Source organism: Methylomonas sp. LL1 (assembly GCF_015711015.1).
Lineage (GTDB): Bacteria > Pseudomonadota > Gammaproteobacteria > Methylococcales > Methylomonadaceae > Methylomonas.
Genome location: NZ_CP064653.1, coordinates 708,075 through 732,780, shown reverse-complemented (window position 1 = coordinate 732,780; position 24,706 = coordinate 708,075). Strand labels below are relative to the sequence as shown.

The window sequence follows — 24,706 nt, the reverse complement described above, 5'->3', positions numbered from 1 at the left end:
TGGCAATGGCCCGATTTTATACCAGCCGCCGGCATTAACCAAACTCGCCGGCAAGATAAGCCACGGCAACCGCCGGCGCGCAATCGGCGGCATCCAAAGTATCCAGCGCCGGCAATCGATCGAATAGCCGATTGAAATCCAGATAATCGAGTTCCAATTCGGCGGCGATTTCCCTTACCAAAAAACGCCCGACACCGGCACCGACCAATCCTATCCGATCCGGTTGCGAGCTTCTTTTGATCTGCTTCAGACAGGCCTGACGAATCAAGGACTTTTGCCGTTGCTTCAGAGTCTGGGCGAATGCCAGCCACAACGACCAATCGCTTTCGACAAATTCGTAACCGGTCATCCGCGACAAACGCCGGGCACTGGCTTGCGGGGTTTTTTCCGCGCCATCGGCGGTTTCGTTCTGATCATGCGCCTCGTTCAAATCACCAATCACCCGATACACATCGGCCATGGTCGCGAAATACTCGGCCATCAATCCCATGGTTTGCCCGTTGAACTCCGCCTGTTGAGCCACCGCCATCACGGCGGTGCGGACTATGCCGGTGTAAAGCAACTCGCCCGACACCAAACGCTGATAGTCGCTGTAACCCAAAGCCTGTAACGCATGCCGTTCGATCAGCAGAATGTCGGTGGTGGTACTGCCAATGTCCACAAATAGCGCCTGCTCGTTCCGTTTTGCCGCCAATTGCGCACTGGCTATCCAGTTGGCGGAGGCGATGTCCATGCAGTCGGCTTTTGTCACCTCTTCAACGCCGATGAAGCCTTTCACGCCGGCAAAAATCCGAATGTCCCTTGTATTCAACCGATTTTGCAGGGTCCGGATAATCGCTTCGACTCCCTGCTCGCGACTGGAAAAACAATCCACCAGTTCGCCGGTCATGGTTACCGCGTGCGCCGCGGTATTGTTCGGTAAAACCCTTAATATCGCCTCCACGGCCTGCTCCAAATAGGAAAGTCCTTTCCACAGCGGGCATGGCTGTTGAATCGATTGCACAACCTCACCCGCCTGATTCAGCAGGGCCGCCTTGACATGGGCTCCGCCTATGTCCCAACCTATGATATTTTTTTGCATAAACCTCTAATGAATATCAACCCGAACCGGTTGATCGTTGGATAAAGATAAATCGGGCTCGCCATCCAGCAGATGGAAAACCTGTTCGGCAACATTGATGCCGGTGGCTGGCTTGATACCGACGTAAGAGGTTGTCAGGCGTGGATTGATTTCCAGAATCAGCGGCCCTTGATCGGCGGTTTCGATAATATCGATACCGACGTAACCCCATAAACTGGGAATGGCCAGCGCAATTCGCTCCACTAGATTTTGATAAAAATCCCGGCGAGGATTTGCCGTATTCACCACGCAGGCCTCTAGTCTGAACCGGTTTTGCTCGACGGCTACTTGTTGTCTATTGCAGCATAACAGCCACCCCCTGCCCTGCTTGAACAAACAAGACAAACTGATGGCCTGGCCTTCCAGCAAGGGTTGAATCAAATAATTCGCCGGATCACCCAGGCCATTCATCACAGCCAACAAGGCCTCCGAGCCATCAATGATCAGACTGCCTTCGCAGCCTACCCCGTCAATCGGCTTGATCACGCATTGCCGAAAAGGCATGTCATTTATTCCACTCAACGATTGCGCCGGCACAACCGGCAAAGCATGGGCCGCTAACCGACGGCAGGTCGCCAGTTTGTCGGCGCACAGGACTATGGTTTCGGCCCCGGACAGCAATAAAACCTTGTGCGAATTGAAGACTGTTCGCGCCAGTTGTTCCAATATCCCGCCGCTCTCCGGCGCAATCGGCCAGACAAGGTCGGCTTGCCGGATCAAATCTTGCAATATCGGATTGATGTTGTCGGCCCGCGTAATCGGAATGACCCGCGTATTAGCCGGTAACGAAAGATTCAGACAACGCTGATCCAGCGGCAACAGCAGCTCTAAATTCGGCAAGGACTTCAGATCATCCAATAAAGCCTGTAACATCATGCCGCCTTCGGCCAGCAACGAAGCGGGCAAGGTCCGCCCCGCCAGCCCGCCGCCGGTAATGAATTCGAACACTAAAATCTTCAACCGTTAACTACCTGTATGCGCATTATTCCAGTAATTGATTTAAAAGACGGCTTGGTAGTGCATGCCGTGCGTGGTGATCGGGCGCGGTACCAACCGATACATCTACATTCCGGTTTAAGCCATCGTAGCGATATCGATGCCGTTTTAACGGGATTTTTAACGCTCTATCCGTTTAATCGATTTTATATCGCCGATTTAAATGCCATTACCGGGTCGGGCAACCATCGAGAATTGATCGAGTCGCTGCTATATAAATATCCCGACATAGACTTCTGGATCGACAACGGCCGCCAAATATCGGACATCACTCAAGGCCCGCCGAATCAAAAATGGGTGCTCGGCACCGAATCGCAGACATCCCCCGCTCGCCGCGCCGACCAGCCATTCATATTGTCGTTGGACTTTAAAAACCAGCAAGCAGCCGGCCATCCATCATGGTTTGAGCAAGCCGATTGTTGGCCCGACGACATTATCGTCATGACCTTGAGCCGAGTCGGCGGCAACCAGGGGCCGGATCTGGAGAAACTGGCTGAATTATACCGTCGCAATCCCGACAAACATTTCATCGCGGCGGGAGGCGTACGCCACCTGGATGATCTGAATCATCTAAAAAAAGTCGGTATTCAGTCGGCGCTGGTAGCCACGGCCCTGCATTCCGGCGCAATCAGCGCCGATCAAATCAGAAACCTCTAGGCAAAAAAATACCCCGGCATGCCGGGGTATTTTTATCATTCGAAAGCTAAAAAATTAAACTTTGTTAGCTGCGAATGGGTGTTTTGCTTCTTTTTTAGCAGCAACAACTTCTTTAGCTGTTGGAGTACCGGCAACGGCACGCTCAATCGCTTCTTTAGTTGCTTTGTAGTTGAATTCTTCGATTTTCGCATCGTCTTCAGCCAACCAGTGGATGAAAACACCTACGGAAATGAACAAATCATCAGCTTCGTCGGCAGGGATAGTGCCATCTTCAACAGAATCAGCAACAGCCATCGCTACAGCGCGTTGAGCAGGGCCAAACATTTGAACGGCTTGTTTAGAACCTTTGATGGTTACTTTGTTGAACAGGATAGTTGCGGGTTTAACCATCAGGTTAGGTGCAACAACAGCCAACAGAGTTGAGAAACCGTCTTTGTTGTTTGTCAAAGCATTTGCAAACGCAGTTTCAGCTGCTGAACCGCGTGGGCCGATGATCAAGTCGATGTGAGCAATTTCGTTGCCTTCGCCAACCAAAGATTCGCCAACGCGCAGGTTTGTAATTTTTGCCATTTTAAATTTATCCCCTAAAGATAAGATTGAACCAAGAAAAAGACACTTTATGTCCGTTTAATGTAACTTCCGGACAGTTCCCTCTAATACTTTATCGATCGCTTTCGCAATCTAAAAGTTGTTCCAGAAGCACCACCAGTACGGTTGCGACAGTGATGTCGGCGGTAGTACCCGGATTGATTTTTTTTGCCTTGAAAGTCTCATCAATGCTATGCAGCATTGGTAAAACCTCTTCCAGCCTTGTAGCGGTTTTCATCGCATTGCACAGCAATGCCATTTCCGCCGCGATCCACTCTGAATACTGCTTTCCATACTTTCGCTCAATATGGCTATCCGGAAAACGGGCCAACATTTCGGCATAAACCGCCAATGCCGCCCATCCGCTTTCGCCAGACAAAACGAAAGCACGATTATACCGCAAAACTGTAAAATCAAAAATATCTTTAAAGCAGTTTGTATACTGTAATGCGATTCTATCCTTGTCCGCGGCAATCGCCATTGCTTCAACCAAGTTGACCGTGGCCGGCTCGCCGACATCCTGTTCTCCGGAGCTACCAAGCCCGCCCGGCGCGGCCAGCACGATAGCCTTAAACACCCAATCGGCATCCTGCTCGGTGGTACTTTGCAACACCATACCCAACGACTGCCTTAATGTTTGGCGCTTCATACGCACTTCGGCGGCCCGGATTATCGGCGCGCACAGCAAAATAATACCCAGATTGGTATTGCACGCCACCGCATCGCGGGTGGCTTTCACTGCATAATAAATTTTTTCACCCAGCGAATAATCCGGATTGGTAATCGGTAGCGAACTGGCGATGGCACTGGCTCTAAAATCGCCCACAGTCATATCGTGACCCTCGCTATACACGCTGACATTGCCGGGCTTAAAGGCTTGCAACTCAATCTCGCAAGCTCGCCGATAGGCATCGATCACTTGACGCCTACCTATCACGCAAGCACCCTATTCATATGGCGCCCGATTAAATCCTCTACCAAACAATCGGCGATATTAACGCCGCACACGCTTTGCAAACCCTTCCAGGCCGGCACGCTATTGACCTCGATCACACTCAGCGTACCGTCGCGTTGCTTGATGATATCCACCCCGGCATAATCCATATCCAAAGCCGCCACAGCCTTAACGGCCAGCTCGGACACGGCTTCGCTTAATTCGATGGTTTCGCAGGAGGCTCCGCGCGCGACATTATTCAGCCAGGAAACACCGCGCCGGCGCATCGCCGCAATGGCCTTGCCGTTGATCACAAACACCCGTTTATCCGAATAGCCTTCGCCATCGCATTCGATGAATCGCTGTAGGTAATAAATACCATGGCTACTGGTCAACCAGAATAGATCGGTAGATTTCTCGATACGCCGAATCCCCTCGCCCTGCGAACCGAACAGCGGCTTGCTGATCAAATAATGCCCGGCCGCCAACTCATTCTCGGCAATTGCCAAGGCCTCGTCACGATCGCGCAATACCCATGTCTTCGGCGTGGCAATACCGGCGTTTTGCAATAAAAAGCTGGTCATGGCTTTGTCGACGCTACGCTCGACGGCACGGCCATCGTTATACACCGGCACGCCCAGTATTTTTAAGGCGTGCAAGACGTCCAGATAAAACACCACCTCTTCCAGCGAACCGCCCGGCACGCCGCGCACGAACACCGCATCCGGTAAATTTTGTTCAAAACCGGGGATTCGAATCGGCAAGCCGCCGGTAGCGTGAATTCGGCAAGCCGTCAGAGAAATATAATCGGCAACGCAAGACCGCTCGGCGAAAGCCCGGCACAACTGCTTACCGTGCCAACCGGGGTCGTCAGTAACAATGGCAATACGACGCAAGGGAATATTTTGATTGAATCAGATTGGAAATAAAAAAGCCGGGCTAGAATGTAGCCCGGCTTTACATGACCGCTAAAGCGGGTTAGAAACCGAAAGACTGATCCAATAGTGCATTATCCAGCTTGCCGGCACGGAAGCTTTTACCGGACTCGACTGCGGTGACGATCACGCTAGCCGGACTAAATAGCATCGCGTCAACTTTGAAGAAATCATATTCGTAGGCTTTGAAAATATCGGCAAACGGCTTACCGTAATCCTTGGAAGTCGAGCTAGGCAGTTCCTTCGCCAATTTTTCGGCCGCTTCGTCGCTGCCTTTTACAAACAAATGCACCTGGCCGGCAAACAGAATCGCATCGTTGGTGCGACCCATCGCCTTGACGAAATTCGGATGCGGCGGGCAAATCGGCGCGGAGCCTGAACCGTCGATGATATTTTCCAACGGAAAATGCAGTGCATGGGCTTTGTGCATTGCCACTTCCAACACCCGACCCACCACCTGCACGCCGCCGGCCAAACTACTGGTCGGCGTGACGATAATCGTCAGATTGGTTGGCGCGACACCGCAGGCGACTGCGACTTTTTCGACGATCTCGACCGGCGGTAACGCATCGTTTTCGATCACTAATACCGTGCTGTCACAGTTGTCTCGATACTCCAGTTCCTTGTACAGCTCTTCGACCGGCTCAACCGCACCGTCTTTCAGCTTAGTGGCCATCGCCCGCGCCGGACCGGAACCCAGCGCATAGTATTTACCATGCGACAAACTCCAACCGGCATATTGGCTACCCAAACAAGACAGAACCGGATTGGTGGCATGTACATTAATGGTCAGCGGCCAGTTATGGGTGTAACAGCTTTGCGAGATCGTCGCGCTACCCATGCCGCCCATACAAATCTCGGTAATGATACGGCCGGCTTCCAAGCCACCCGGCACCTTGATACCGGCATCGATAATCGTGCAACCGTTTTCCAGTTTCTCGACCCCCAATCTGAGTTTATCCGCATTTTCCAGCAGATGTTTAACCAAGGGTTGAGTGAGTTTATTGACGCTTGCCTGGTATTGCATGACTTTAAAGACCTGATTTTAAAAAATTTTCGATGATAATTTGCTGACGCCGCAATTGTGCCTCGACCCGACCGGCATCGTTTCCTCCGGCAATGATACTGCAAACCGGCCGGCCCTTGCCAATAAATACGCCACTCTCGGGCCTGTCTACCACCCATTTCGGCCAAGCCAACCCGACCGGAATCACTATGTCTTTTTCGGCAAGGATTACTTGATATCCGGCGGGCGCTGCTTGCTCTACCTCGGCCAATACCCCCAAACAAGCCAGCAAATGTAGCCTGAACACAGACTGGCCGTATAACTGGGCGCCGGACGGAATCCGAGCATTAATCTCCAAGGCATAACATTCCTGATCATGCACGATGAAATCCAAACTCCCCAAGCCACGCAACGGATAAATATTGACCAGTTTTTCCAGCCATTCGCTTAGCAGTTCTCGATGCAAAGGCGACAACTCCGCATGATTACGGATCCCGGCAAACGCAAACTCCTGATCATCAATACTGGCCGCCCACTGCCGATTGAATCCCAACAGCTTGACTTGGCCAGTGGCAGCGGCAAACAACACGGAAAACACATCACCCGCCAAATAACGCTGCCAGTAAAAATCAGCGTCATAGACACTACGAGCGCCATCGTAACGCGCAATTGCAAGCCCCCCTTCGCCCCGCATCGGTTTAACCAACCATTCATCGCCATCATTAGGCGGGGAAAAAACCGTTTGCGGATGCGTGATCGACAATGCGGCTAAATGATAGAAAAATGCCGGCTTATCCTGAAAACACCGAAAAAGCGCGGCCGGATTGCCCAGGACAACCCACTGGCTTTCCAGGAAATCCAAACTGTCGACATGATTCTCGAAACCGCTACCGTAAACCAGATGGGTTAATTCGCATCGTTTTGCCATGCTCTCAACCGCGGGCCGAAGATCAGTCAGAGCCAAGCTGTTGACCTTGACCGAGTCCATCGCCAACGATCGGGTATCTTCATCGCCAAAACAATCGATGACGAAGGGCATAAAACCGGCATTGGCTGCCAGTTGCGCCAGCATTCGCGCGGACTGCGCAATCACCAACAACTTTGACGGAAGATTCAGACTGTCCATGCTGCCCATGTAGGATGACGAAAAAAATTTTATGGTAGCAAGAAAAAATACTGGATTTATAAAAAAACTCTGGCATAATGCGCGGCTCATGGAGAGCTGGCTGAGCGGTCGAAAGCGGCGGTCTTGAAAACCGTTGAAGGTTTATCCCTTCCTGGGGTTCGAATCCCTAGCTCTCCGCCATTATTTATAGTTAAGGCCTTGATAAATAACGATTTATCAAGGCCTTAATTTTTTCTACCCTACTCCCTACCCTACTTTTGATTCTAATAACCATCACTGATTCCATTTCAGTCGGCGTTATTTTATACAGGATCATTATCAGCCATTTGTCGACTCCGCGCATGATTTGAGTCAAAGCGCGCAAAGTTATTAGTATCCTGCCGTAACAAAGTCACAGCTACTACATCAGCAAAAATTCAATCAAGCCAAGCCTTATTTCACTCGATGTTCAAGTTTTTTCAGCTTGACTGAAGCGAACCCAGATAAATTAAGGTGTTTCCATTAACAGCGTCAGGCGTTACATGGTAGTGATCATGGCTGCAAGGCCTGATTTTGTGGCGTTCTATAAAGTCAAGAATTAAAAACTTGAACATCGAGTTTCAGCCTTTTAACTCATTTAATTGGGCTCAATACGCATTTTGTGTAGGGAGCCTTCGATGGCGATTAAACAATGCCTCGCTTGCGGCCAATCTTTTCAACCATGTCCACAAGATCCACTGCAAACCTATTGTTCGACGCCTTCGTGCCAACAGCATCGCAAACGACAATGGCACCGCAACAAACTGAAGACAGACCCTGATTATCAAGAGAACCAACAACGGGCTCAACAATCGTGGATAGAGCGCAATCCCGATTATTGGTGTCAATACCGTGAATCTCATCCAAAGTATGCTGATCGTAATCGTTCTTTGCAACGGACACGCAACGCCAAAGCCAGGAATAATCGAATTGCAAATATGGACGCGTTAACTCCAGCGAAACTGCTGCCTTCCGGGATTTACAGACTCAGTTTGGTGACAGACGCCAATATTGCAAAGACGGACGTTTGGACCGTAGAGATTACGGTACATGGTTGCGAATGCCAACCAAAGGCCGGCATTGCAAAGAGATGACTTGATCGGCAAACCAATCCTGATTCATATACCGTATTGTCAGTTCGCTCTTGGTAAACCCTGGATTTGGCTGTCCCTGTTTAGAAGATAGCTCCGGTCCGTAAGTGGCTTAGCGAGAGCCTAATTTTCAATCGATTGGGGATCATCAGGTTTGATAAATCAAATTGAATCCAACGAAGAACGCCCAGAAACGTTCGTCAAATTACGCGCGGTGAAATATGTGCGAATGTCGACCGAGCACCAGCAGTACTCCACAGAAAATCAGTCTGACAAAATCCGCGAATACGCCGCTCGTCATGATATTGAGATCATACGAACCTACACCGATGCCGGTAAAAGTGGTATGCGAATCGATGATCGAGTTTCATTACAACAGCTGTTGAAAGATGTTGAAACTGGATCTGCCCCTGAGTGTCGAGCTTGTTGACGTTGTTTTGTTGGTATTCGTTATTTTGAGGTGTTACGGCCACTTCTAGCGCGGGTTGTGGCGGTATTACCGATGCAGGATCGGGTAACACCGGAGTTACCGCTGAAACATTTTCACTTTACGTTGCGAGGTGTTGATCGTCCGACTGAGACCGCTCGTCGGCCGTCTCGACCAGATAATGCCGGATCACATCAGCTAACATAGTCGTCATCAAATTGAATCACGTAAAACCAACCCGAGCCTCCGTGAACCTTGACCTGAGTGACATGCTTTTTCGGGTTGGGACCGGATTTCAGAATGCCTTGGCCAATCAGCAATTTGACGGCCAGTGCCAGATCGGCATGGCCAATCGCTTTTTTAAAACCGGCTGTGCTGAACAACCATTGCCGACCTTGTTCGGTTTGGCGCCAACAACCGGAACGCTCGCCGTGCAGGCGGTTGGGATCGTCGGTTTTTTGGTAAAGCGGTTGCCCTCCTATGCTGATAAGGGGCCGTATCCACATCAAATTTCAGTACCTGTTGCCTGACGCGCTTTCCGGATCTCGGCCAAATCGGCGGACGACAACTGTGCAAACAAAAATCGCTCTATGCTGGATACCAAAGCAAAACCGTCATCGACCGTTTCCTCCAGAATGAGTTAAGAATCAGTATTTACGTTAGTCATCCCCTACCATCCTCCAGTCGATACACCACAATCTCGTCACGCACCTACGCCCATCGCTGGCCCACGAGCCGACCAGAATCGTAATCAAACGCGGGTTGACTGAAATCCACATCGCTTGGCCAGACGGCAACCCGTTCTGCGCCGTAACCGAGCAGCACCTTGACCAGTGCCATCACGTCATCATGACCGGCGGCCTGATCAGGTTGCCAGTCGACGATTAACATCAGGCCCAGTACAGGCCAACGATACTGGATCAATGCCGAGTTAGAAGGACATATCAGTGCCCATACGGTGGGATTGCCTTGCCACTGCCGGGCGCGCTGCCAGGAATCACGACCAAAGCAGATCACAATCGGCCAAGGCGGCGAAGCGGATTGCAGTCTGGCGATCAGCTCTATGCCAAACGGCGGCAACGGCAATCGTTGATCAGGCATCAGCGTTGCCGGTGCATTGAGCACCTAAACGCGCAATGAGCTGGGCAATATCCTCGACCCGCCAGGCGGTCATATTGGGGCCCATTTTGATCGGCTTAGGAAAGATGCCTTTTTTGATGCCATCCCACCAGGATGATTTACTCATGGGCAGCAATCCATAAATGGGCGGATTGGCCTTTGGATCACCAATAATTTGTTTCAAACGCAGAAAACCAGTTTCGGGCAATTTACTCATGTTTATTAACCTCATAATCATTGGAAAAATGGGGCGATAGTCCTTATTTCAAGTCAGCCAGTCGACCAATCCTTTATTCTAAAAAGCGATTGGTCGACTCTGAACATCGAATGTTATAAATACAGAATCTAAGGCTCGGTTTTTACAGCGGTTCTACAAACGCAACACCGCTCTAATGATTTTTCACTACCCACGATTATCAATACGGGCGAACAGCACTGATGGCACGTAATCAACCGCAACTGCTTATTCCTCAGGTCTCGCGCCACCAACCACGCCGTGGTGAAATCCAGGCTGCTATCGGGCAAGGACATTTTGAAAAAGTCGAATGCCTGGATGACGTTATCGATGCCACCCTGGATATTTTCGGTTTCAATTGATCGGAACAGCTTGGCGAAGAGCGTGGCTTCTTTATAACGTTTCACGTTGTGTGTCAGTCCACGAATCGACTCCTTGATCGGGCCGGGATTGCCAGGGCGTCCAAGCAGCTCTTTATAGGCTGCTTTTATCAAGTCTTTAGGAACAGCGGTTTCCCTAATAATGACTGCAATTCTGGCTTGGCGCTGAATCAATTGAACAGTCAATTCATACTGTTTTAGTCTTTTGATCATCCTTTTTGCCTCCATTACTCGCTACCGCTTAATGTCAACAAAACATCAATACCGTTACGCTGTTTGGTATTGAGCTGCGTAAACAAATGATTCGGCATCCTGGGCGCAAAGCATAACCAGCCAGACTGGGCAATATGCTCAATATCTTCCAGCGACAAGCGTCCGATGGCTTGGCGCAAATCCTGATCAGTAATGCCCAATATGTATCTGGCGCATAACGGTTTATCGCGGCAAAGCTCGCGAGCTTTGATAAGCCATAGACTGTTCAATGACACGATTTCCTGATCAGTGGCCTGAGCCTGTGCGCGCTCCAAGCCAGCGAAATAGTCATCCAGTTCGCCGAGGGCAGACCGCATGACGCCATTGACTTCGGCTGACAGGTTTTTTAGCTGCAGCCATTGACTCAAAAAGTCGGCGCCGAATTCGTTCGTTAAGGGGCACAATAGCGCCTGGCAAAAAGCCTGCGACACTTGCCCAACATTCACAAAATCGAGGGTTAAGGGTTGATGATTGAAAAAGCATTCTCGCGCCAGATGGGCTAAATTTTTTCCTTCCGCCGCATCCAGTCTTGTTCGAGCATTGATAGATTGAACGAATAAGTACATAAAGACTCTCCTTGGTCGTTAGTAGCGGCCAAGACATATCGCCGAAGTTTTGTGCGCATTTTGTGAAAATGTTCGCAAAACACGAGATTGCCGACGCCTAATGCCTGTTTGGGTTTGGCAAACTGGACAATGGATAGGCCGTTGAGTAACTTGATGGAGGCACAAGTGCCGGGCATGACACGTCAGGCACGTCACAAAACGCAAGGTGGAGGCACGCAATTGTTGCGTCAGTTGCCATGCCCGATTGATGTCCAGCACTCTATGGTGTTCTGATGCTGACTCTCGATGGCTGGGCTTTGGATTATGGGCGACGATGCGGCAGTACAACGCATATGCATCGCAAAACTGCTGCCCATACGCGATGCCATCGTAATGCTCAGGCACATAATCGTGAATCAATCCCAAGAAAATCGAAGCATGCAGATTATTGACGGTCGATCGCTCAATCCATTGCGGATCCCATGGCAGCATGCCTTTGATGGGTGCTTGCCGGTGCGCAAGCCAGTAAATCCGGTTCGCCGCTTTCCGTTTGATACCGCAAAGAGCGCAAACGATCGGCGTTCGGGCGCCCAGATTGAACAGATTTTTAGCCAACATCAGTTCGACACCAAAATGCGACAAGTCGACGAAGCCACCGTTATTCATGATGCCCACCCTGATCCAATGAATCATGGACGAGCAAGGCCGCATAAGATGCGGCTGAAACAGGATGATGGCCTAGCGGCAACAAGCTGATGACGGCGCGATTGATCGCCGCCTGTTCTTTGAGGATTTCCAGTGATAGATCTGCCACTCGGCTGACCACTTCCGCATCAACACCAAACCGCCAAGCGGCTTCCATGACGTTGCTGCGGGCACATTCTCTGAATAGCAGCAAATACTGAAAATTCAGATGGGTCAGATCTTCTTCTAACGTAGCCATGCAATGCTCCCTGGTTGATAACGACATGGGGCCATGCTACGAGGTTAGCGTTGTAAGCGTCACGCGCGCAAAGTGGGTGTTTTTGGGTCACTTTCCGCGCAAAGCCTTGCGAGACAAGGCGTGGCAAGGTCGCAGTCCGTGATTGAGCAATAAAAGTGATTGACAATCTGTAACCGACTGTACTGCCAACGAATTATTTCTTTAGCGGGAATAAGCTTCAGTAATTAGGCTCAAAATGGGCCTTTTTCGAACACGTACAGCATTGAATTTTTCAGTAGACTCGGTTCAACCTTACGAGTCAACGCTGCCATGCACAATGTCGATTTGAAATCCGGAATCCGATGGTTTTGCGCCGTCAATCGGAAACGTCTCTGTCCACTACCGATTTTGCTGAGCGTTCTATTCGCCAGTACCTCTTGTTTAGCCAATGGCGGCAGCAAGCAGGCACATGCGGTTATCCCCGCGCAGAAACTACAAAACACCCTTTGGTGGCGGATTGCCAAACAGCACCAACTGGACCCCTACATTCTGTATGCGGTGGCATTAAAAGAATCCGCCAACGATGCCGATCCTGCATCGGTTAAACCCTGGCCCTGGGCGCTGAATAAATCAGGAAAAGCCTTGATGCCTGCATCGCGGCGAGAGGCCCAGGCCTTGCTCAAACAATCGCTCGACGAAGGCAATCGTCTGATCGATGTGGGGTTGATGCAAATCAATTTGCGCTGGCATGGTCACCGAGTGAGCACACCGGCGCAATTACTGGATCCGATGACCAATGTGCAAATCGGCGCCGAACTGTTAACCACAGCGATTCGGTCGGCTCCGCACGATTTGGCCTTAGGCATTGGCCGCTACTATAGTTGGAACAATGTGGAAGCCGCTGTCGCCTACGGACAAAGCGTCATGGCCATCGCCGACCACGTCAGGCAGGTAATTTGATATGGAGGAAAGTCTCTATCAACTGCAATTAGATTATTTGATGTTGGCACGGGAAATGGTATTGGCCGGTCAGGAACAAAAAGCCATGTTTAGTTTGGGCTTGACGCCAGAAGCCGTGGCCATCCTGAAAAAATTACCCGTTCAGAAGATCCGAGAAATCGCTCGGCGCGAATGCGTGGCGTTTACCCCGCGTTTCAATGCCAACTATTGGAGTCGCTATCTGCTGAGCGAACAACCGGCGGATGACAAACTGGCTTGTGAATACCAGGCGCGTGACTTGCTCATGTTAATCACCGGTTCTGGGAATGCCGCATGAGCACTTGGTATACCTACGAAGACCGGCTCAGGGATCATTATCTTGCCTATCAATTGCTGAAACGCAATCTAAGAACATCATTCGTCAGAGAGCAGATCAAAACCATTAGCCAGCACGAACTCAAGAATATCCACTATGCCATTCATCTGCATCGACCACCGTCCGGGCAACTACCGATAGTCTCAACCATCCCGTCATCCCGCGAATCGTTTCTATACCTGACTGTATTCCTGTCAATTTACCAGGCCGCCAGTCAAGTCAACACCCAATCGCAATTTGATGTGCCTGCCATCCTATTTGCCTGGGACTATTTCCAGAAAACCTTCAAAGAGCATATCGCTGTCGAAAGACCCTATGGCAAAATCCGGCCGGCCAATTTCAATGAAGCCTGGATATTGGCGCGAGGCCTGCGTAAGGGTGAGGTTGCCCTGAAATATTGTCCCCGTTGCCGGCATAACTTTCTGATTATCTACCAGAGCAAATTTCTGCCAGTTTGCCAGTTATGCGACCTAGAAGAAGCAAAAAGCCATGGTTCCGCTAACACGGCGCTTATGTTGAAGTAAATCGAGCTTTGGAATTGCATTTCAGCAAACCAGTCTGTATGGTCTGGTGATCTCACAGACTATCATCGATATGTTCGTCTACGTACCAGACAGTCAAAAGTTGTAATTCAACATCGGGATTTCAGTCGCTAACGACCCAGAGCGGAAGTTCATCAATTAGCTGTGATCGGCCGGATTGCAGCGTATAGCGAATATTCTCGTTATGCTCGTGTTAGCTTCATCATCGGCATTGGGTAACTAAAGCGCTGATGATGGAACGGTAAAAAAGGAGTTCCCAGAACATCCGCTGTTCAAGCTGAGGTGAACGCCACTTAGCAATTAGGAGGATCAGTAGGTGCCTGACTGTTTTGATCTAGCCTCCGAAGCAGTTCCTTGACTTGCTCCCATTCACCGGCGGCATCATATTGGTGGCGAGCCATCTCTTTACGGCATTTGCGAATTGCTGTTTCACTCTTGAGCAGATTTGACGCATCCATGTAGTTTAGGACGTCGGAAGAGATTCCTCTCTTAGTTCGCATGTCAGGAATCGTCCCATCGCAGTTCTCTGGCACCTTTAGCTTGGCACCATTTAGTAGTCCGTCCCTCATGTTACTTGCATGGATGGCCTGTGCGTTCAGTAAGCTCGCCAGCTGCATGACTAGTTCGAGTTGAAGCTGAACAGCTTTTTGATAGCGACCTAGATGCCCATTCGCGTCCCTACAGAGCTGGTCCTCCGATTGATAGAAATGGCTCATGCCGTCGTAGACGGCTAGATCCAGTTGACTTACAGTCGGTAGGTATTCTTTCAAGCACTCGATCACCACGGAATTCAAGGTGCTCCTAGTCTTGTATGCCACATACCGCAGTGAGTCCTCAAGGTCTTGAGGCAGCCTTATCTGAATTGGCTTTGGCTTTGAATTCATATCTATTGATATATCCTATTTTCGATGTTACGATTTTAAATAATGAATTTTTACATATTATTAACATCATATAGCAGGCATTTCAACTTTTTGGAGGCGTACAATGCAGCAAACAATCATTACACTGTCGGGGACCGTCTATGGATATGCAAACAATTGCGGGCAAAATTTTCTTTCCATTGGCGATTGCCGCCTCAAGCCGGGGGCAAATGGAACCCGCTACATCGACGCGTGTGTATTTGATGGCAAAGCATGGCGGACACTATCGATAAAAGGATTCGGCTCAGTGAATCGGACATTCGAATGTGAGGGCGACATTGGAAGTGTCATGCAGCAGATGGCGAGAAGCCTCATTAGGCTCGCAGGCATGCCGGTTTATTACGATTACCCACATCCCGGTGCCAGGAAACGCGCCTACGTTTTCAAGGGGATTCCGTTCAATCAACCCTCTCAAAATAACCCGGCAGTCACTTATTGTTAAGTTAAAGGCATAACTAAAGGATATGACATCATGAATAAGACGTATGTAATCGATGCAATGAATGTTTGCTGGTGGTACAGTCAGGCACATCCAAAAGAGGTATCCATCCAACCGCTGCTTACGGTTCTTGTTGCTCTCCTTGAAAACGGCGATGACTTCTATTGCGTATTTGATGCTTCGATCACACACTCCATGGGCGACAACGGGAAGGAGGCGGAAGCGGCAAGCATTGAGAATATGCTAAAGGATCATCCTGAAAGGTTCTATCGTGTGATCGGTGCCACCCGTGCTGATGGTGTCATTCTACATGATGCAAACCATCAAAATCGCAGCATCATCACAAACGATACATACCGGGATTACAAAGAAAAGTACCCGTGGCTTTCCGACAAATATACAGATCGGCTGGTTCAGGGCAATCTCCAGCCAAGTGGTTTAATGACTCTTGAAAAATTGCCATACGGTCAGCTCTCTCTGAGGTACGATACTGAATTTATGCTCAAACGGCTCTATGAATTGCTCGCCGTTCGGAAAGCACCTGAAGTCTCTGAACTCGACAAGCAGTTGCGACAACGGCAGCAATCCTTGGCTGAAATCGACGAACACTTGCAAGAGAAAGAAACACAATACCGCCTATTGATAACGCAAATTGGAGATTTGGAGAGGCAGAAGGAAGAACTTAGAAACCAGACTGCCGAGCGCGTCTCTCTACGCAAGGAAATTGATGAGCTAACTTCCCAGTTGAACGAAACTAGGGCAAGCCTGAAAGTTCTCTATGGAATTCGTGATTTCGATTCCGTTGAGAAAGAAATGCAGGAAAAACTGAGCAAATTAAAATCGGATATTACCTGTCTTGAAAATGATTACCGTGAGAAAAAACAACGCTACGCCAATCTTGACCTTGAGGCGAAGCAGTACCAGGCAGTTATAACCCAAAAGAAAGAGGCTGAGGAGGCTTATCAGCGCGAATTGAGTAATGAGAGGGCTTGTATCAAGAAAGCTCAGTTGGCCATATCAAAATTCCTTGAGCCATATCGAAGTTGGCCAATAGACCGTGATTTTGACGGATCATCTTGGGATATTGCAGTGAAAAAACTAGAAATTTTCTTTGACAAAACGAGAATATGTACCCATTGCTATGAAATAAGTCCCTTCGATGAAGGGCGTAAATGTAGTAGGTGTAATAAGGGAATATTGACGAGCAATCCAAAGGATATATGGAAGATCATTCTGGACTGTGCGCCTAAATGAATTCCCCATTTATCTGTCAGGAGTGAAAAGCAAAACCATTCGTTCGAGCAGCCCGCCGCTCTGCTCAACCGTTGAATGGCTGGTCTAGGGCTTTTACCTGCCAATGACTTAAAAAGTGCGGCAGTCAGCAATTGGCCGGATCTTGTCTGCCATTTCCTAAAAATTCAAGAAATTTGAGGGGCTGCTATCGAGATTAAAGTTGAGAAAGTGCCAAAGAACTTCAAAGTCAATGGCTAGCAATCCCAATGAGTTAAAGTTAACTTGGCAACTCAGTCTGTTCGCAGTACGATAATCCTGTTAAGCAAGGTTGGAGACCATCAATGCCCTCGTTTTCATCGCACTCCCGTCGCTTACGACTGTCAAGTAAGCCTTACCAAACTGATTCCGTAAATTCGGTATTTGCTGGCCATCATGCCACGGTCAATTGCCTCGAATGTAATCGAACCATGGTGCCCAGAGTGGTGACGTATTATGGCCAACCCCTTCGATCGATCTGTCCATTTTGCGGTGCGACCTTTGTGAAGTTTCCGAGTGGGTTACAACGATTTTTTGAACGCTTTCAGCCAAAAACTCTGTCTTTTGATGCTTTTAAAAGCTTAATGATGATGACATTATGCTTTGGATTAATTTGGCTCATCAGTGACTGGTTAAAGGTGCCGGAAGAATTCAATTTTGTTGGGACAATCGGTACCATTATATTAGGCATTATTGCTGCAACAGAGCTAATCGTTCAGTGTGTTGAGTATATAGCCGCCAAACTGTCTCACGAAATTAACTACTATTGGGCTGCTTTAGTTTTGATATCCCTGGTGTTAGCGAACGAAAACCCTAATCTAATCGACTATTTGCTTCTTTTTTCAGGAATCATGATGTTGCGCTGGTTCGTCGTAGGTGTTTTACAAATTCTTCGAACAAAAGGCAAGTAATCCATACTCAATAATTAATTCGCCCACGTGCACGATTTAAGTTACTTATTTGATCGATTAAATCCGGTCTATTTTGACCAGCGGCCTGTCTTAATAATTTCGCTATATTATCTCCATCGGAAGGGTCTTCTTCATCCATTAAGCGTTGTCTTGCCTCACCCATACTGCCGTTATCGTCACCACCAACGGCAATTCCAGCAAAGGCTTCAAACATAGCTGCTTTATAGTAAGCCTGTTGGTTTGGCGTCAACTTATCCGCTACTTCATTTACCCTTTGATCAGCCCAAACTTGAGACACTTCGGTAAACCCAGGGTAGGATTGTGATGCTGCAGTTTTAATAGCATCCCATACGTTTTCGCCATTTTCATGTGCTGCGCGCGCATGAGCAACGAATTGATTTATGTGCTCTTTACCCACCATACCGACTGCTTCTAATGTCTTAGCGGTATTGTATAGGCTGCCCCCCAGAAAATTATAGGAGGCCTCCGCTGCCGAAGGCGTGTCATTGGCCGCTGCCGCGATCGATAGCCTAAAATGCTCCGCTTTGACATTCGCCAATTGCCCAAAGCCTTCTCTTGAATTTTGTTCGCGCTCAGCCAGATTACGATCATGTTGAGCTTCGATACGGGCTTCGCCACCGGCAATTTTCCCCGTCGTTGAACGAATCTGTGCCTGAGCACGCTGACCCAATGATTCGGTATCAGCGCGTGGGCCTTTGAGATTGGCCTGTTCGACGGCGGCTTGAACCCTGCCAGTTTCCGGAGCATTGGCTTTCAGGGATTCGTTCCGGCTGGCATTCCAGCTTTGATCGGCCTGCGGTGCATTAAAGGCATCGCCCAACAGTTGATAACCCGAGATTTGCGCCTGGTGCGATTGTTGATCATCCAGAGTGCGGTAACTGGGAGACGAAAAACCGGTCAATAACGACATACCAGCGGCGGCATAGGCCTGATCGGCATCGCTGATCCAACCCGCCGCTTTCCATTGCGATGCCAGCCGTTGCGTATCGCCCCGCAAGCCGTATTGATCCAGCGTCCGATCCAGGCGTTCCATCAGGCCGGGGTCATGGGCGATTTTGTTACCTGTTTCTGCCGCACCGAAACTGGCTTGTGTCCCGAAGCGTTGTTGGGCCGATAGGGTTTGTTGATAGGATTTGCTGGCGGAAATGGCGTCGGTTGCGCTGTGTTGCAATGAGGACAACGATTGACTTTGCAGTCCCATTGAGGCGACGTTTCGGGTGCCGGTTTGCGCATCCAGTGTCAGGCTTTTCGCCAAGCCGGCCTGATAGCCCTGACTGTCGTTGACGGTTTGACTGATATCAGCGGCAATGGCGTCGGACTTGTCCTGACTAACTTTAAAGTCATTCTGGAGCCGTCCCGAAATCGCTGCACTCAATTTATCGTTTGAGGTCTTGCCGCCGGCATTTGCACTACCGGCCACTAGTGCCGAAAAGTGATCCGCGGAAATACCGGTATCGGCATGCTTCTTGGCAAAGGCTTCACCGAACTGACGATTATAGGCGTCGGTATAACTGGAACTGCTGGCAATTTGATTGCCCAAGGAACGACTATCAAATGCATCGCTGGTGATGCTGGCCGATTTCGATGCCGTCGACGATACGCTGTGCATGAAGTTACTGGTGGCTTGCTCGGATGCAGAGTAAGCCGATGATACCGCCGCACTCATGTCCTTGCCGGCGGTAAATGTGGGTAGCACTTTGTCGACGCCTGTTTGCGTAACTGCCGATAACGGACTGTATTGATGCTGCGATTGGGCATTCAATACCGGCGCCGGGCTGATCACATCAGGCGTGGCAATTTTCTCGTTCACATAATCGCCGCCATCCATGCGCCCCAGGAAATGCGTGGCTGTCACTGCCCCACGGTAGATCAGCATCAAGGTAATGGCCGGCGTCGACGCGGCCAGCATGCCACCAATCGACAACCATTGCTGCAACTCCATGTCCAACTGGTAAATGCCCATCATCGACGGCAGGTTGTAGGTGGCTGAGGTCAGCGCCGCCATTTTGCCGGCGGCCGACATCTGGATGAACAAATTAATCACTGCCAAAATCGGCATCCACAACTGGATCCACAGCAACATTGAGAAGTAACCGATATTCATCCGAATACCAACACTGCCCAGCATCACCACAAACGCCATGATCGGTGCGATGGCATAACTCAAACCTTCGATAAACGCCATCATCGGACGCACGATCTTGGCAAACAGGGTTTGTTCGGCCGCCCATTGGGTATTGCGTTGCTGAATGGCTTGTTCGACCATCGCCGCCTTATTCCAATGCAAGCCGTCTTCATGCCGGCCGATGACGCCTTTCTCAAACATCGGCAGGATCGCCGACATCAGCATGTAATCGGCGGCATCGACCACACCGGGCCCTGCCAGAGCATCGAAGGCATCCTGGATTTTCGGCACCGTATCGGCCGCCGCCGGCACAGCCAAGGTCGGTTGCAACAACCCTTCCAGCGCCGTCGCGAAATTACCGGTGGCCACCACGCTCAAATCGGCCCAGGCATCCGTGCAGGTTTTGGTTTGCGGTTGGCCGCCGACATAGATTTGGGTCATGTAGATGTCGGAATCAAACCTTATCGCATTCAACGGATCGGCATCCCGCAAAATGGCATCCACCGATTTCTGGTTCAGATCGACACCGGTCAAGGTGCATTCGCGCACGTAATTGGCAAACGAGGTTTCCATGTCGCTGCCGGCAGTCGGCACGTTGGCCGCGCCTAAATTCACCCGCGACAACAAATTCTTCCGCACCGCCGTCAAGGTCTGCAAACTGTCGGCAAAGCCATTGCCGGTCATCGACGGTGTGCCAAAGCCCTGTTCGAACAGCCGTGTCGTGCGATAGCCCATGTTCGACATCACGCTACCCACGACCGCCGGCCCCAAGGGTACATTGTCGACCACCACGACGCTGCCGGTATAGGCATCCTCGATCGACACCCGCACCGACGGCGCATACAGCATCAACCACAACACGTAGGCCAGCAATAAATCCTGATAACGAATGCCTCGGCCATCCCATTGCAACAACGCCCTGAGCATCACGATGATGACGCCGATCAAGCCGCCGACGGCCGCCGCGGTGCGGTAATCACCGGTCCCGGAAATCATCGCGATGGCATTGAGGACGGCTTGCAAATAGGCGGAATCGCCCACGGAGAAGATTTCAAACATGGACGACCTGCCTTTTAAACAACGTGGGTGAGATGCATAGTGTGGAGACGGAAGTAATGAGCGTTTAAGGACTTGGCCAAGCCGTCCCGGTAGCTGGCAACTGCGCCACGGTGCCGTAGTGTTTCGGCTTCACGGTGGTCATCAACTGCTGGTAAAACGCCATCAAGGTTTGTGGATTACCGTAGCGACCGGCGATGGTCACGTATTCATCCTGGACCTGCTCCCTTGCATCCTTCAAGGCATCCATCAGCAATTTGGCGTAGGCGTGGTCATTCATGTGCGCGGCCGCTTGCACGGCATTGAGTAAATCGTTGACGATCAGTTGTGCCAGTTCCAAGGCAATCACCGGCGCGGCTTCTTCAGCCCACAGCTTGGCAATGCCGGCATCTTCCCGCGCCAAGTTGTGGATCATGCCGCCGATGGCATCCGGCACGGTTTGCATGAAGGCTTTTTCGCTATCGGTGATTTGGCCGCTGTTGGTCGAGAATTTGTAAATTAAGCCGTTGCCGGTATTAGCCGAACCCAACAGGATATCCATTACCCGTTGTTTTAAGCCGACCAGATTGACGTTTTGGACAATGGGTTTGAGACACTGATCGGCATCGTGACCATCACTACAGGTGTACATGCGCACGGTTTGATAACTGTTACCGGCCTCGTTGCCGTACATCAAATCCTTGATTCGCAACACCGGTGGCGGCGCGCTGATGGCATTGTTCTCGCCTTTGCCGTCAGGCGCAGTTTGCGGCGCATCAACGATCACCGTACCGGAAATGCTCATCGCCGCTTCCAGCAAACTGTTACCGCCAAACCGGAACCAGCCGCCGACGTTCTGATTGACCAAAGCTCGCCACACCAGATTGCCCTGAATGATCTTGGTCATGTCGGTAGGGTCGTTCTGCTTAATTTGCTGTACTGGATCGCCCAAGGTGCTGGAATTGGTCCAACTGGAAAACACATCCGAAATACCTTGGGTAAACGAGGCATTGGACAGATTGGTTTTGCTTTGCAGGTCGAAGGCTTTGACCGTATCGTTGACTAGGCCTTGAGCCAAACGGCAGGAGTTGCTGAACATCTGATTCATCTCCTGGATTTTCTTTTGCAGGTCGGTCATTACTGACGCGCACCAGGGACACATGGCACCGACGGCCAGTTGAAACGCATAGCCCGCCGCATTGCCGGCCACGTTGCGCATCAATTGCACGAATTGGTTGAAGTTGATGAAGCTGAAACTGCCGGCAAACAAATCGATGCCTCCGCAGCCGGCGCTGAACGACGGCGGCACGAATGAAACCAGATTGGTATTGGTGATACCGTTCCGCGCGACCAAACTTCCACCGGTAATCACGCCACGGCGTTGCCCCAAATGCGCGGTCGGGGCCGTGAAATTGGTCATGGTGCCGAACATGCTGTCCATTTCCTGTTGCAAGTCGGCATAGGCTGGAACGGAGCTCTCGACCAACAGAATCAACACGACAACCTGGCGATACCGCAAAGACAATGAAAACGAAATCATGGCGTACTCCCCAAATGCGCACTGCGTTGCAATGCCTGGATCAGTGACAGTGGATCTTGAGTGACCGCAGGGCTGATGCTGCCGGCGACCGGTAATAACATCGGTGTGTTACGAATGCCCTGGGTGGTTTGGTATTGGGATGCATCGATCCAACCGGCTTCCTTGGCCGCCAGCAGAATCCGACCAGTGAGTTCTTCCAACGACAACGCACCTTGCGCCAACGGTACGATTTGCTTAGGCGGTTTCATCAGAAACAGTGCCGGGGTTTGCTCAACACCCAACATTGCAGCCTGACCGTTATCCCGTTTGAACTGACTGAAAAAGCCGTTCGGCATCGGTAAACCATCCAGCGACACTGGATAGATTTTGAAACCGTAGGCGTTTTCCAGCATGGCCAGAATTGGTGCCTGCACATGGCAATAAGGGCAATCGGACCGGAAGAAAAACAAAATGCCGGCTTGCGCAGCAATCGTTTTCAAGGCGCGTTCGGCCACCACGCCGGCCTGATGATTGGCTTCATTGGCCGCATAAGTTGCCACCGGTCGGCGCACGGTTTCATCGAGTTGCGGATCGGACATCACCACGTAACGGGCGGCGTTGGTAAAGCGCTCGGCTTTGTCCATCATCACCCGTTGCAGGTAATAAAACGCTGCGACATTCACGGGACTGGGATCGTCGATGGCCTGGTTCAGGTAATTCTCCAGGTTTTGCTTCAACCAGGCCGAGGACAGTGGCTGGGGTTCTGCAGAAGGCTGCGCAGCTAATTTGTCGTCGTTTTGATCGACAGTCGGCGATTTGATTTCGGGATTGGGCTTTTGCTGATGGGCTTGAATTTCGGGTTTGGTTTTTACAACTGGCTCTGGAAACACCTCATACCAAAACCAGCCGCGCTGCTTGTCTTCGAAATACGACATAGTGGGCGACTGCACCGCCTCATCCCCGCAGACCATCGAGGTCGGCAGCGACAGAACGATCAGGAATGGAAGCAGGACGTTTTTTGGGCTCATAGCCGAATTGTCCACTACACCCCTGATTCGGTAGTTTGCGAAAACTCGCTAATTTTTAAGTTTTCGCAAGTTGTGGCAAAAAAATTGTGTCTTAACCGCTTGAATCAACGAAAACCGCGAAAACATCGACTTCTCACGGCAGGCCGTCAGTCGCAGCTGATTAAAATTCAGCGCGCAGGCGCAAGATTACGATGAAAAAACCTAGTGACATTGGCGTGACGATCGCCTTGGTATGCCTGATCTGGCGAGGCTAACCGAGGACCGGCGAGATCATGGCCGCCCTATACAGGGTTTTTCGTCCAATGTTCATACAGGGAAATGACTGACGATTAGAGTCGCCTCAAGGCCTGACAAGTCGTTGATTCGATGAGACGTTTCGTTAAAAAAACTGGCTAGGCTTTTGACTCGGATTTTGACTTGCTCTGAACACGTAATTTTTCCCAAAAAAGTCACTAGGTTTTTGCAGCGAAAAAACCTGTGGTTAAGAAGAGGTTTTTGACATGAATCCGATCACCGAATCGAACGATCGCATGGCATATGCCGATGAGCGCGTCATCGAGTGGCTGGCCGCCAACGTTGAAGGTCTGCATGGTCAGGCACGTATGCTGGTCGATGATTATTGGCGGCGAGTCAGCCAGGAACGCAAAAAATATCCGGCGTCTCAACGCGGCCGACTGGGTGTCCGAATCCGGCGCCGAGAGAGCGCTTATTCTTTCACCATCGAGTGGTTTTTGATTGCCTCGCTGTCGATCGATGGGCAAACCAAACCGGTGACGCAATACCTCAAAAAGGGCAAAGGCTACCGCTATCCCTTGCAGCAGGTTCTGAAAAAAGAGCCCGATTGGGAAGCCGCACTGGTAGAGGAATTCGAGAACGAGTTTGCCGACCTGCGCAAACAAGTCGATTTATTGGGCAAGTTCCGAGATGCCTTTCATCGCTGTCGGCGTGGACTGAGGGAAGCCCTGGATTGATCGGCAATCTGTTGCGGATGCCATGTTGGCCCGAAGTTATCCACAGGGGCGTAGCCCCTTATATAGATTAAAAAAAGATTATAAATAGATTAGCACCCGTTTTTTCGTGCCGTTAAAAATCGCTGCAGCCCACTCCGGACAAGGCCTACAGCGATTCGAAAAAATGAGCCGAGCGTCAGTCGAATGCCGTGTGTTTTGTCAGTCGAATGCCGTGCTTTGCGTTAGCCGAATGCCGTGGGGTGTCAGTCGAATGCCGT

28 protein-coding genes and 1 tRNA gene are annotated in these 24,706 nt (G+C 50.4%); 10 read left to right on the top strand and 19 right to left on the bottom strand.

The window, feature by feature from the left end:
* Positions 1-34 precede the first annotated feature (34 nt).
* Positions 35-1,081, bottom strand: coding sequence for a hydantoinase/oxoprolinase family protein (locus IVG45_RS03965; protein WP_196436593.1), 1,047 nt, complete (start codon positions 1,079-1,081; stop codon positions 35-37).
* Positions 1,082-1,087: 6 nt separating this feature from the next.
* Positions 1,088-2,068 (bottom strand): ATP-grasp domain-containing protein, encoded by a 981-nt coding sequence (locus IVG45_RS03960; RefSeq protein ID WP_196436592.1) that lies wholly within the window; start codon positions 2,066-2,068, stop codon positions 1,088-1,090.
* A 27-nt stretch (positions 2,069-2,095) separates the two neighbouring features.
* Between IVG45_RS03960 and IVG45_RS03955 the strand changes: the two genes are divergently transcribed.
* Positions 2,096-2,773: a HisA/HisF-related TIM barrel protein gene (locus IVG45_RS03955; protein ID WP_196436591.1), complete on the top strand. Its 678-nt coding sequence runs from the start codon at positions 2,096-2,098 to the stop codon at positions 2,771-2,773.
* 54 nt (positions 2,774-2,827) lie between these two features.
* Here IVG45_RS03955 and fae read toward each other — a convergent pair whose 3' ends face one another.
* From fae to IVG45_RS03930, 5 genes are all read right to left on the bottom strand, one after another.
* Positions 2,828-3,343, bottom strand: coding sequence for a formaldehyde-activating enzyme (gene fae, locus IVG45_RS03950; protein ID WP_196436590.1), 516 nt, complete (start codon positions 3,341-3,343; stop codon positions 2,828-2,830).
* A gap of 91 nt (positions 3,344-3,434) precedes the next feature.
* A complete protein-coding gene (locus tag IVG45_RS03945; protein WP_196436589.1) occupies positions 3,435-4,298 on the bottom strand; it encodes a triphosphoribosyl-dephospho-CoA synthase in 864 nt (287 codons plus the stop codon).
* Positions 4,295-5,191, bottom strand: coding sequence for an ATP-grasp domain-containing protein (locus IVG45_RS03940; RefSeq protein ID WP_196436588.1), 897 nt, complete (start codon positions 5,189-5,191; stop codon positions 4,295-4,297). The genes IVG45_RS03945 and IVG45_RS03940 overlap by 4 nt, the downstream gene beginning before the upstream one ends.
* An 82-nt stretch (positions 5,192-5,273) precedes the next feature.
* Entirely contained in the window at positions 5,274-6,257 is a 984-nt protein-coding gene (gene mch / locus IVG45_RS03935) for a methenyltetrahydromethanopterin cyclohydrolase (RefSeq protein ID WP_196436587.1), read from the bottom strand.
* Positions 6,258-6,261: 4 nt separating this feature from the next.
* Entirely contained in the window at positions 6,262-7,362 is a 1,101-nt protein-coding gene (locus tag IVG45_RS03930) for an ATP-grasp domain-containing protein (protein WP_196436586.1), read from the bottom strand.
* A 90-nt stretch (positions 7,363-7,452) separates the two neighbouring features.
* Between IVG45_RS03930 and IVG45_RS03925 the strand changes: the two genes are divergently transcribed.
* Positions 7,453-7,542: transfer RNA gene (locus tag IVG45_RS03925), tRNA-Ser, on the top strand.
* 483 nt (positions 7,543-8,025) lie between these two features.
* Here IVG45_RS03925 and IVG45_RS03920 read toward each other — a convergent pair.
* Positions 8,026-8,316, bottom strand: a complete 291-nt coding sequence (locus IVG45_RS03920; RefSeq protein ID WP_196436585.1) for a hypothetical protein — start codon at positions 8,314-8,316, stop codon at positions 8,026-8,028.
* A 309-nt stretch (positions 8,317-8,625) separates the two neighbouring features.
* Here IVG45_RS03920 and IVG45_RS03915 point away from each other — a divergent pair, with 309 nt between their 5' ends.
* The gene (locus tag IVG45_RS03915; protein WP_230874744.1) at positions 8,626-8,901 is read left to right on the top strand and encodes a recombinase family protein; all 276 of its coding nucleotides are present in this window, start codon (positions 8,626-8,628) and stop codon (positions 8,899-8,901) included.
* Between the two features lie 191 nt (positions 8,902-9,092).
* Here IVG45_RS03915 and IVG45_RS03910 read toward each other — a convergent pair whose 3' ends face one another.
* The 7 genes from IVG45_RS03910 to IVG45_RS03880 all read right to left on the bottom strand — a co-directional run bounded on the left by IVG45_RS03910 (position 9,093) and on the right by IVG45_RS03880 (position 12,372).
* Positions 9,093-9,404: a hypothetical protein gene (locus IVG45_RS03910; protein WP_196436584.1), complete on the bottom strand. Its 312-nt coding sequence runs from the start codon at positions 9,402-9,404 to the stop codon at positions 9,093-9,095.
* Positions 9,405-9,609: 205 nt separating this feature from the next.
* The gene (locus tag IVG45_RS03905; RefSeq protein WP_196436583.1) at positions 9,610-9,999 is read right to left on the bottom strand and encodes a hypothetical protein; all 390 of its coding nucleotides are present in this window, start codon (positions 9,997-9,999) and stop codon (positions 9,610-9,612) included.
* The gene (locus IVG45_RS03900; RefSeq protein WP_196436582.1) at positions 9,992-10,234 is read right to left on the bottom strand and encodes a helix-turn-helix transcriptional regulator; all 243 of its coding nucleotides are present in this window, start codon (positions 10,232-10,234) and stop codon (positions 9,992-9,994) included. Before IVG45_RS03900 ends, IVG45_RS03905 begins: the two co-directional genes overlap by 8 nt.
* A 128-nt stretch (positions 10,235-10,362) precedes the next feature.
* On the bottom strand, positions 10,363-10,845 hold the full coding sequence (locus IVG45_RS03895; protein ID WP_196436581.1) for a FlhC family transcriptional regulator: 483 nt from the start codon (positions 10,843-10,845) through the stop codon (positions 10,363-10,365).
* A 14-nt stretch (positions 10,846-10,859) separates the two neighbouring features.
* Positions 10,860-11,450, bottom strand: a complete 591-nt coding sequence (locus tag IVG45_RS03890; protein ID WP_196436580.1) for a hypothetical protein — start codon at positions 11,448-11,450, stop codon at positions 10,860-10,862.
* 18 nt (positions 11,451-11,468) lie between these two features.
* Entirely contained in the window at positions 11,469-12,095 is a 627-nt protein-coding gene (locus IVG45_RS03885; RefSeq protein ID WP_196436579.1) for a FlhC family transcriptional regulator, read from the bottom strand.
* Positions 12,088-12,372 (bottom strand): flagellar transcriptional regulator FlhD, encoded by a 285-nt coding sequence (locus tag IVG45_RS03880; RefSeq protein ID WP_196436578.1) that lies wholly within the window; start codon positions 12,370-12,372, stop codon positions 12,088-12,090. Before IVG45_RS03880 ends, IVG45_RS03885 begins: the two co-directional genes overlap by 8 nt.
* A 309-nt stretch (positions 12,373-12,681) precedes the next feature.
* On the opposite strand from IVG45_RS03880, the gene IVG45_RS03875 reads away from it, so the two are divergent.
* Genes IVG45_RS03875 through IVG45_RS03865 form a run of 3 tightly spaced genes read left to right on the top strand, consistent with a single transcriptional unit; the run spans position 12,682 to position 14,190 of the window.
* Positions 12,682-13,311, top strand: a complete 630-nt coding sequence (locus IVG45_RS03875) for a transglycosylase SLT domain-containing protein (RefSeq protein ID WP_196436577.1) — start codon at positions 12,682-12,684, stop codon at positions 13,309-13,311.
* 1 nt (position 13,312) lies between these two features.
* Positions 13,313-13,627, top strand: coding sequence for a flagellar transcriptional regulator FlhD (locus IVG45_RS03870; RefSeq protein WP_196436576.1), 315 nt, complete (start codon positions 13,313-13,315; stop codon positions 13,625-13,627).
* The gene (locus tag IVG45_RS03865) at positions 13,624-14,190 is read left to right on the top strand and encodes a FlhC family transcriptional regulator (RefSeq protein WP_196436575.1); all 567 of its coding nucleotides are present in this window, start codon (positions 13,624-13,626) and stop codon (positions 14,188-14,190) included. The genes IVG45_RS03870 and IVG45_RS03865 overlap by 4 nt, the downstream gene beginning before the upstream one ends.
* A gap of 311 nt (positions 14,191-14,501) precedes the next feature.
* Here the strand turns inward: IVG45_RS03865 and IVG45_RS03860 are convergent, their stop codons facing one another.
* Complete coding sequence (locus IVG45_RS03860; RefSeq protein ID WP_196436574.1) at positions 14,502-14,978, bottom strand: hypothetical protein; 477 nt, start codon at positions 14,976-14,978, stop codon at positions 14,502-14,504.
* A 217-nt stretch (positions 14,979-15,195) separates the two neighbouring features.
* On the opposite strand from IVG45_RS03860, the gene IVG45_RS03855 reads away from it, so the two are divergent.
* The 3 genes from IVG45_RS03855 (at position 15,196) to IVG45_RS03845 (ending at position 17,750) form a co-directional block, all read left to right on the top strand.
* Positions 15,196-15,573 carry a hypothetical protein gene (locus IVG45_RS03855; protein WP_196436573.1) on the top strand — a complete coding sequence of 126 codons (378 nt, stop codon included), beginning with the start codon at positions 15,196-15,198 and terminating at the stop codon, positions 15,571-15,573.
* A 30-nt stretch (positions 15,574-15,603) separates the two neighbouring features.
* Positions 15,604-16,824: an NYN domain-containing protein gene (locus tag IVG45_RS03850; protein WP_196436572.1), complete on the top strand. Its 1,221-nt coding sequence runs from the start codon at positions 15,604-15,606 to the stop codon at positions 16,822-16,824.
* 320 nt (positions 16,825-17,144) lie between these two features.
* Positions 17,145-17,750: a hypothetical protein gene (locus IVG45_RS03845; RefSeq protein WP_230874743.1), complete on the top strand. Its 606-nt coding sequence runs from the start codon at positions 17,145-17,147 to the stop codon at positions 17,748-17,750.
* A gap of 7 nt (positions 17,751-17,757) precedes the next feature.
* Here IVG45_RS03845 and IVG45_RS03840 read toward each other — a convergent pair whose 3' ends face one another.
* The 3 genes from IVG45_RS03840 to traF form a co-directional block, all read right to left on the bottom strand.
* Positions 17,758-20,955, bottom strand: a complete 3,198-nt coding sequence (locus IVG45_RS03840) for a conjugal transfer protein TraG N-terminal domain-containing protein (RefSeq protein WP_196436571.1) — start codon at positions 20,953-20,955, stop codon at positions 17,758-17,760.
* A gap of 64 nt (positions 20,956-21,019) precedes the next feature.
* Positions 21,020-22,471 carry a conjugal transfer protein TraH gene (locus tag IVG45_RS03835; protein WP_196436570.1) on the bottom strand — a complete coding sequence of 484 codons (1,452 nt, stop codon included), beginning with the start codon at positions 22,469-22,471 and terminating at the stop codon, positions 21,020-21,022.
* Positions 22,468-23,478, bottom strand: coding sequence for a conjugal transfer protein TraF (gene traF / locus IVG45_RS03830; RefSeq protein ID WP_196436569.1), 1,011 nt, complete (start codon positions 23,476-23,478; stop codon positions 22,468-22,470). The genes IVG45_RS03835 and traF overlap by 4 nt, the downstream gene beginning before the upstream one ends.
* A 500-nt stretch (positions 23,479-23,978) precedes the next feature.
* Between traF and mobI the strand changes: the two genes are divergently transcribed.
* Positions 23,979-24,449 (top strand): conjugative transfer protein MobI(A/C), encoded by a 471-nt coding sequence (gene mobI, locus IVG45_RS03825; RefSeq protein WP_196436568.1) that lies wholly within the window; start codon positions 23,979-23,981, stop codon positions 24,447-24,449.
* Positions 24,450-24,706: the final 257 nt, after the last annotated feature.

What these genes read in the sequence shown, in the direction of transcription:
- IVG45_RS03865 (WP_196436575.1), top strand. Translation starts at nt 13,624, where the DNA reads ATGAGCACTTGGTATACCTACGAAGACCGGCTCAGGGATCATTATCTT.
- IVG45_RS03955 (WP_196436591.1), top strand. Translation starts at nt 2,096, where the DNA reads ATGCGCATTATTCCAGTAATTGATTTAAAAGACGGCTTGGTAGTGCAT.
- IVG45_RS03840 (WP_196436571.1), bottom strand. Translation starts at nt 20,955, where the DNA reads ATGTTTGAAATCTTCTCCGTGGGCGATTCCGCCTATTTGCAAGCCGTC.
- IVG45_RS03880 (WP_196436578.1), bottom strand. Translation starts at nt 12,372, where the DNA reads ATGGCTACGTTAGAAGAAGATCTGACCCATCTGAATTTTCAGTATTTG.
- IVG45_RS03870 (WP_196436576.1), top strand. Translation starts at nt 13,313, where the DNA reads ATGGAGGAAAGTCTCTATCAACTGCAATTAGATTATTTGATGTTGGCA.
- IVG45_RS03885 (WP_196436579.1), bottom strand. Translation starts at nt 12,095, where the DNA reads ATGAATAACGGTGGCTTCGTCGACTTGTCGCATTTTGGTGTCGAACTG.
- fae (WP_196436590.1), bottom strand. Translation starts at nt 3,343, where the DNA reads ATGGCAAAAATTACAAACCTGCGCGTTGGCGAATCTTTGGTTGGCGAA.
- mobI (WP_196436568.1), top strand. Translation starts at nt 23,979, where the DNA reads ATGAATCCGATCACCGAATCGAACGATCGCATGGCATATGCCGATGAG.
- IVG45_RS03930 (WP_196436586.1), bottom strand. Translation starts at nt 7,362, where the DNA reads ATGGACAGTCTGAATCTTCCGTCAAAGTTGTTGGTGATTGCGCAGTCC.
- IVG45_RS03875 (WP_196436577.1), top strand. Translation starts at nt 12,682, where the DNA reads ATGCACAATGTCGATTTGAAATCCGGAATCCGATGGTTTTGCGCCGTC.
- IVG45_RS03890 (WP_196436580.1), bottom strand. Translation starts at nt 11,450, where the DNA reads ATGTACTTATTCGTTCAATCTATCAATGCTCGAACAAGACTGGATGCG.
- IVG45_RS03900 (WP_196436582.1), bottom strand. Translation starts at nt 10,234, where the DNA reads ATGAGTAAATTGCCCGAAACTGGTTTTCTGCGTTTGAAACAAATTATT.
- IVG45_RS03895 (WP_196436581.1), bottom strand. Translation starts at nt 10,845, where the DNA reads ATGATCAAAAGACTAAAACAGTATGAATTGACTGTTCAATTGATTCAG.
- IVG45_RS03845 (WP_230874743.1), top strand. Translation starts at nt 17,145, where the DNA reads ATGCCCTCGTTTTCATCGCACTCCCGTCGCTTACGACTGTCAAGTAAG.
- IVG45_RS03905 (WP_196436583.1), bottom strand. Translation starts at nt 9,999, where the DNA reads ATGCCTGATCAACGATTGCCGTTGCCGCCGTTTGGCATAGAGCTGATC.
- IVG45_RS03965 (WP_196436593.1), bottom strand. Translation starts at nt 1,081, where the DNA reads ATGCAAAAAAATATCATAGGTTGGGACATAGGCGGAGCCCATGTCAAG.
- traF (WP_196436569.1), bottom strand. Translation starts at nt 23,478, where the DNA reads ATGAGCCCAAAAAACGTCCTGCTTCCATTCCTGATCGTTCTGTCGCTG.
- IVG45_RS03855 (WP_196436573.1), top strand. Translation starts at nt 15,196, where the DNA reads ATGCAGCAAACAATCATTACACTGTCGGGGACCGTCTATGGATATGCA.
- IVG45_RS03910 (WP_196436584.1), bottom strand. Translation starts at nt 9,404, where the DNA reads ATGTGGATACGGCCCCTTATCAGCATAGGAGGGCAACCGCTTTACCAA.
- IVG45_RS03835 (WP_196436570.1), bottom strand. Translation starts at nt 22,471, where the DNA reads ATGATTTCGTTTTCATTGTCTTTGCGGTATCGCCAGGTTGTCGTGTTG.
- mch (WP_196436587.1), bottom strand. Translation starts at nt 6,257, where the DNA reads ATGCAATACCAGGCAAGCGTCAATAAACTCACTCAACCCTTGGTTAAA.
- IVG45_RS03850 (WP_196436572.1), top strand. Translation starts at nt 15,604, where the DNA reads ATGAATAAGACGTATGTAATCGATGCAATGAATGTTTGCTGGTGGTAC.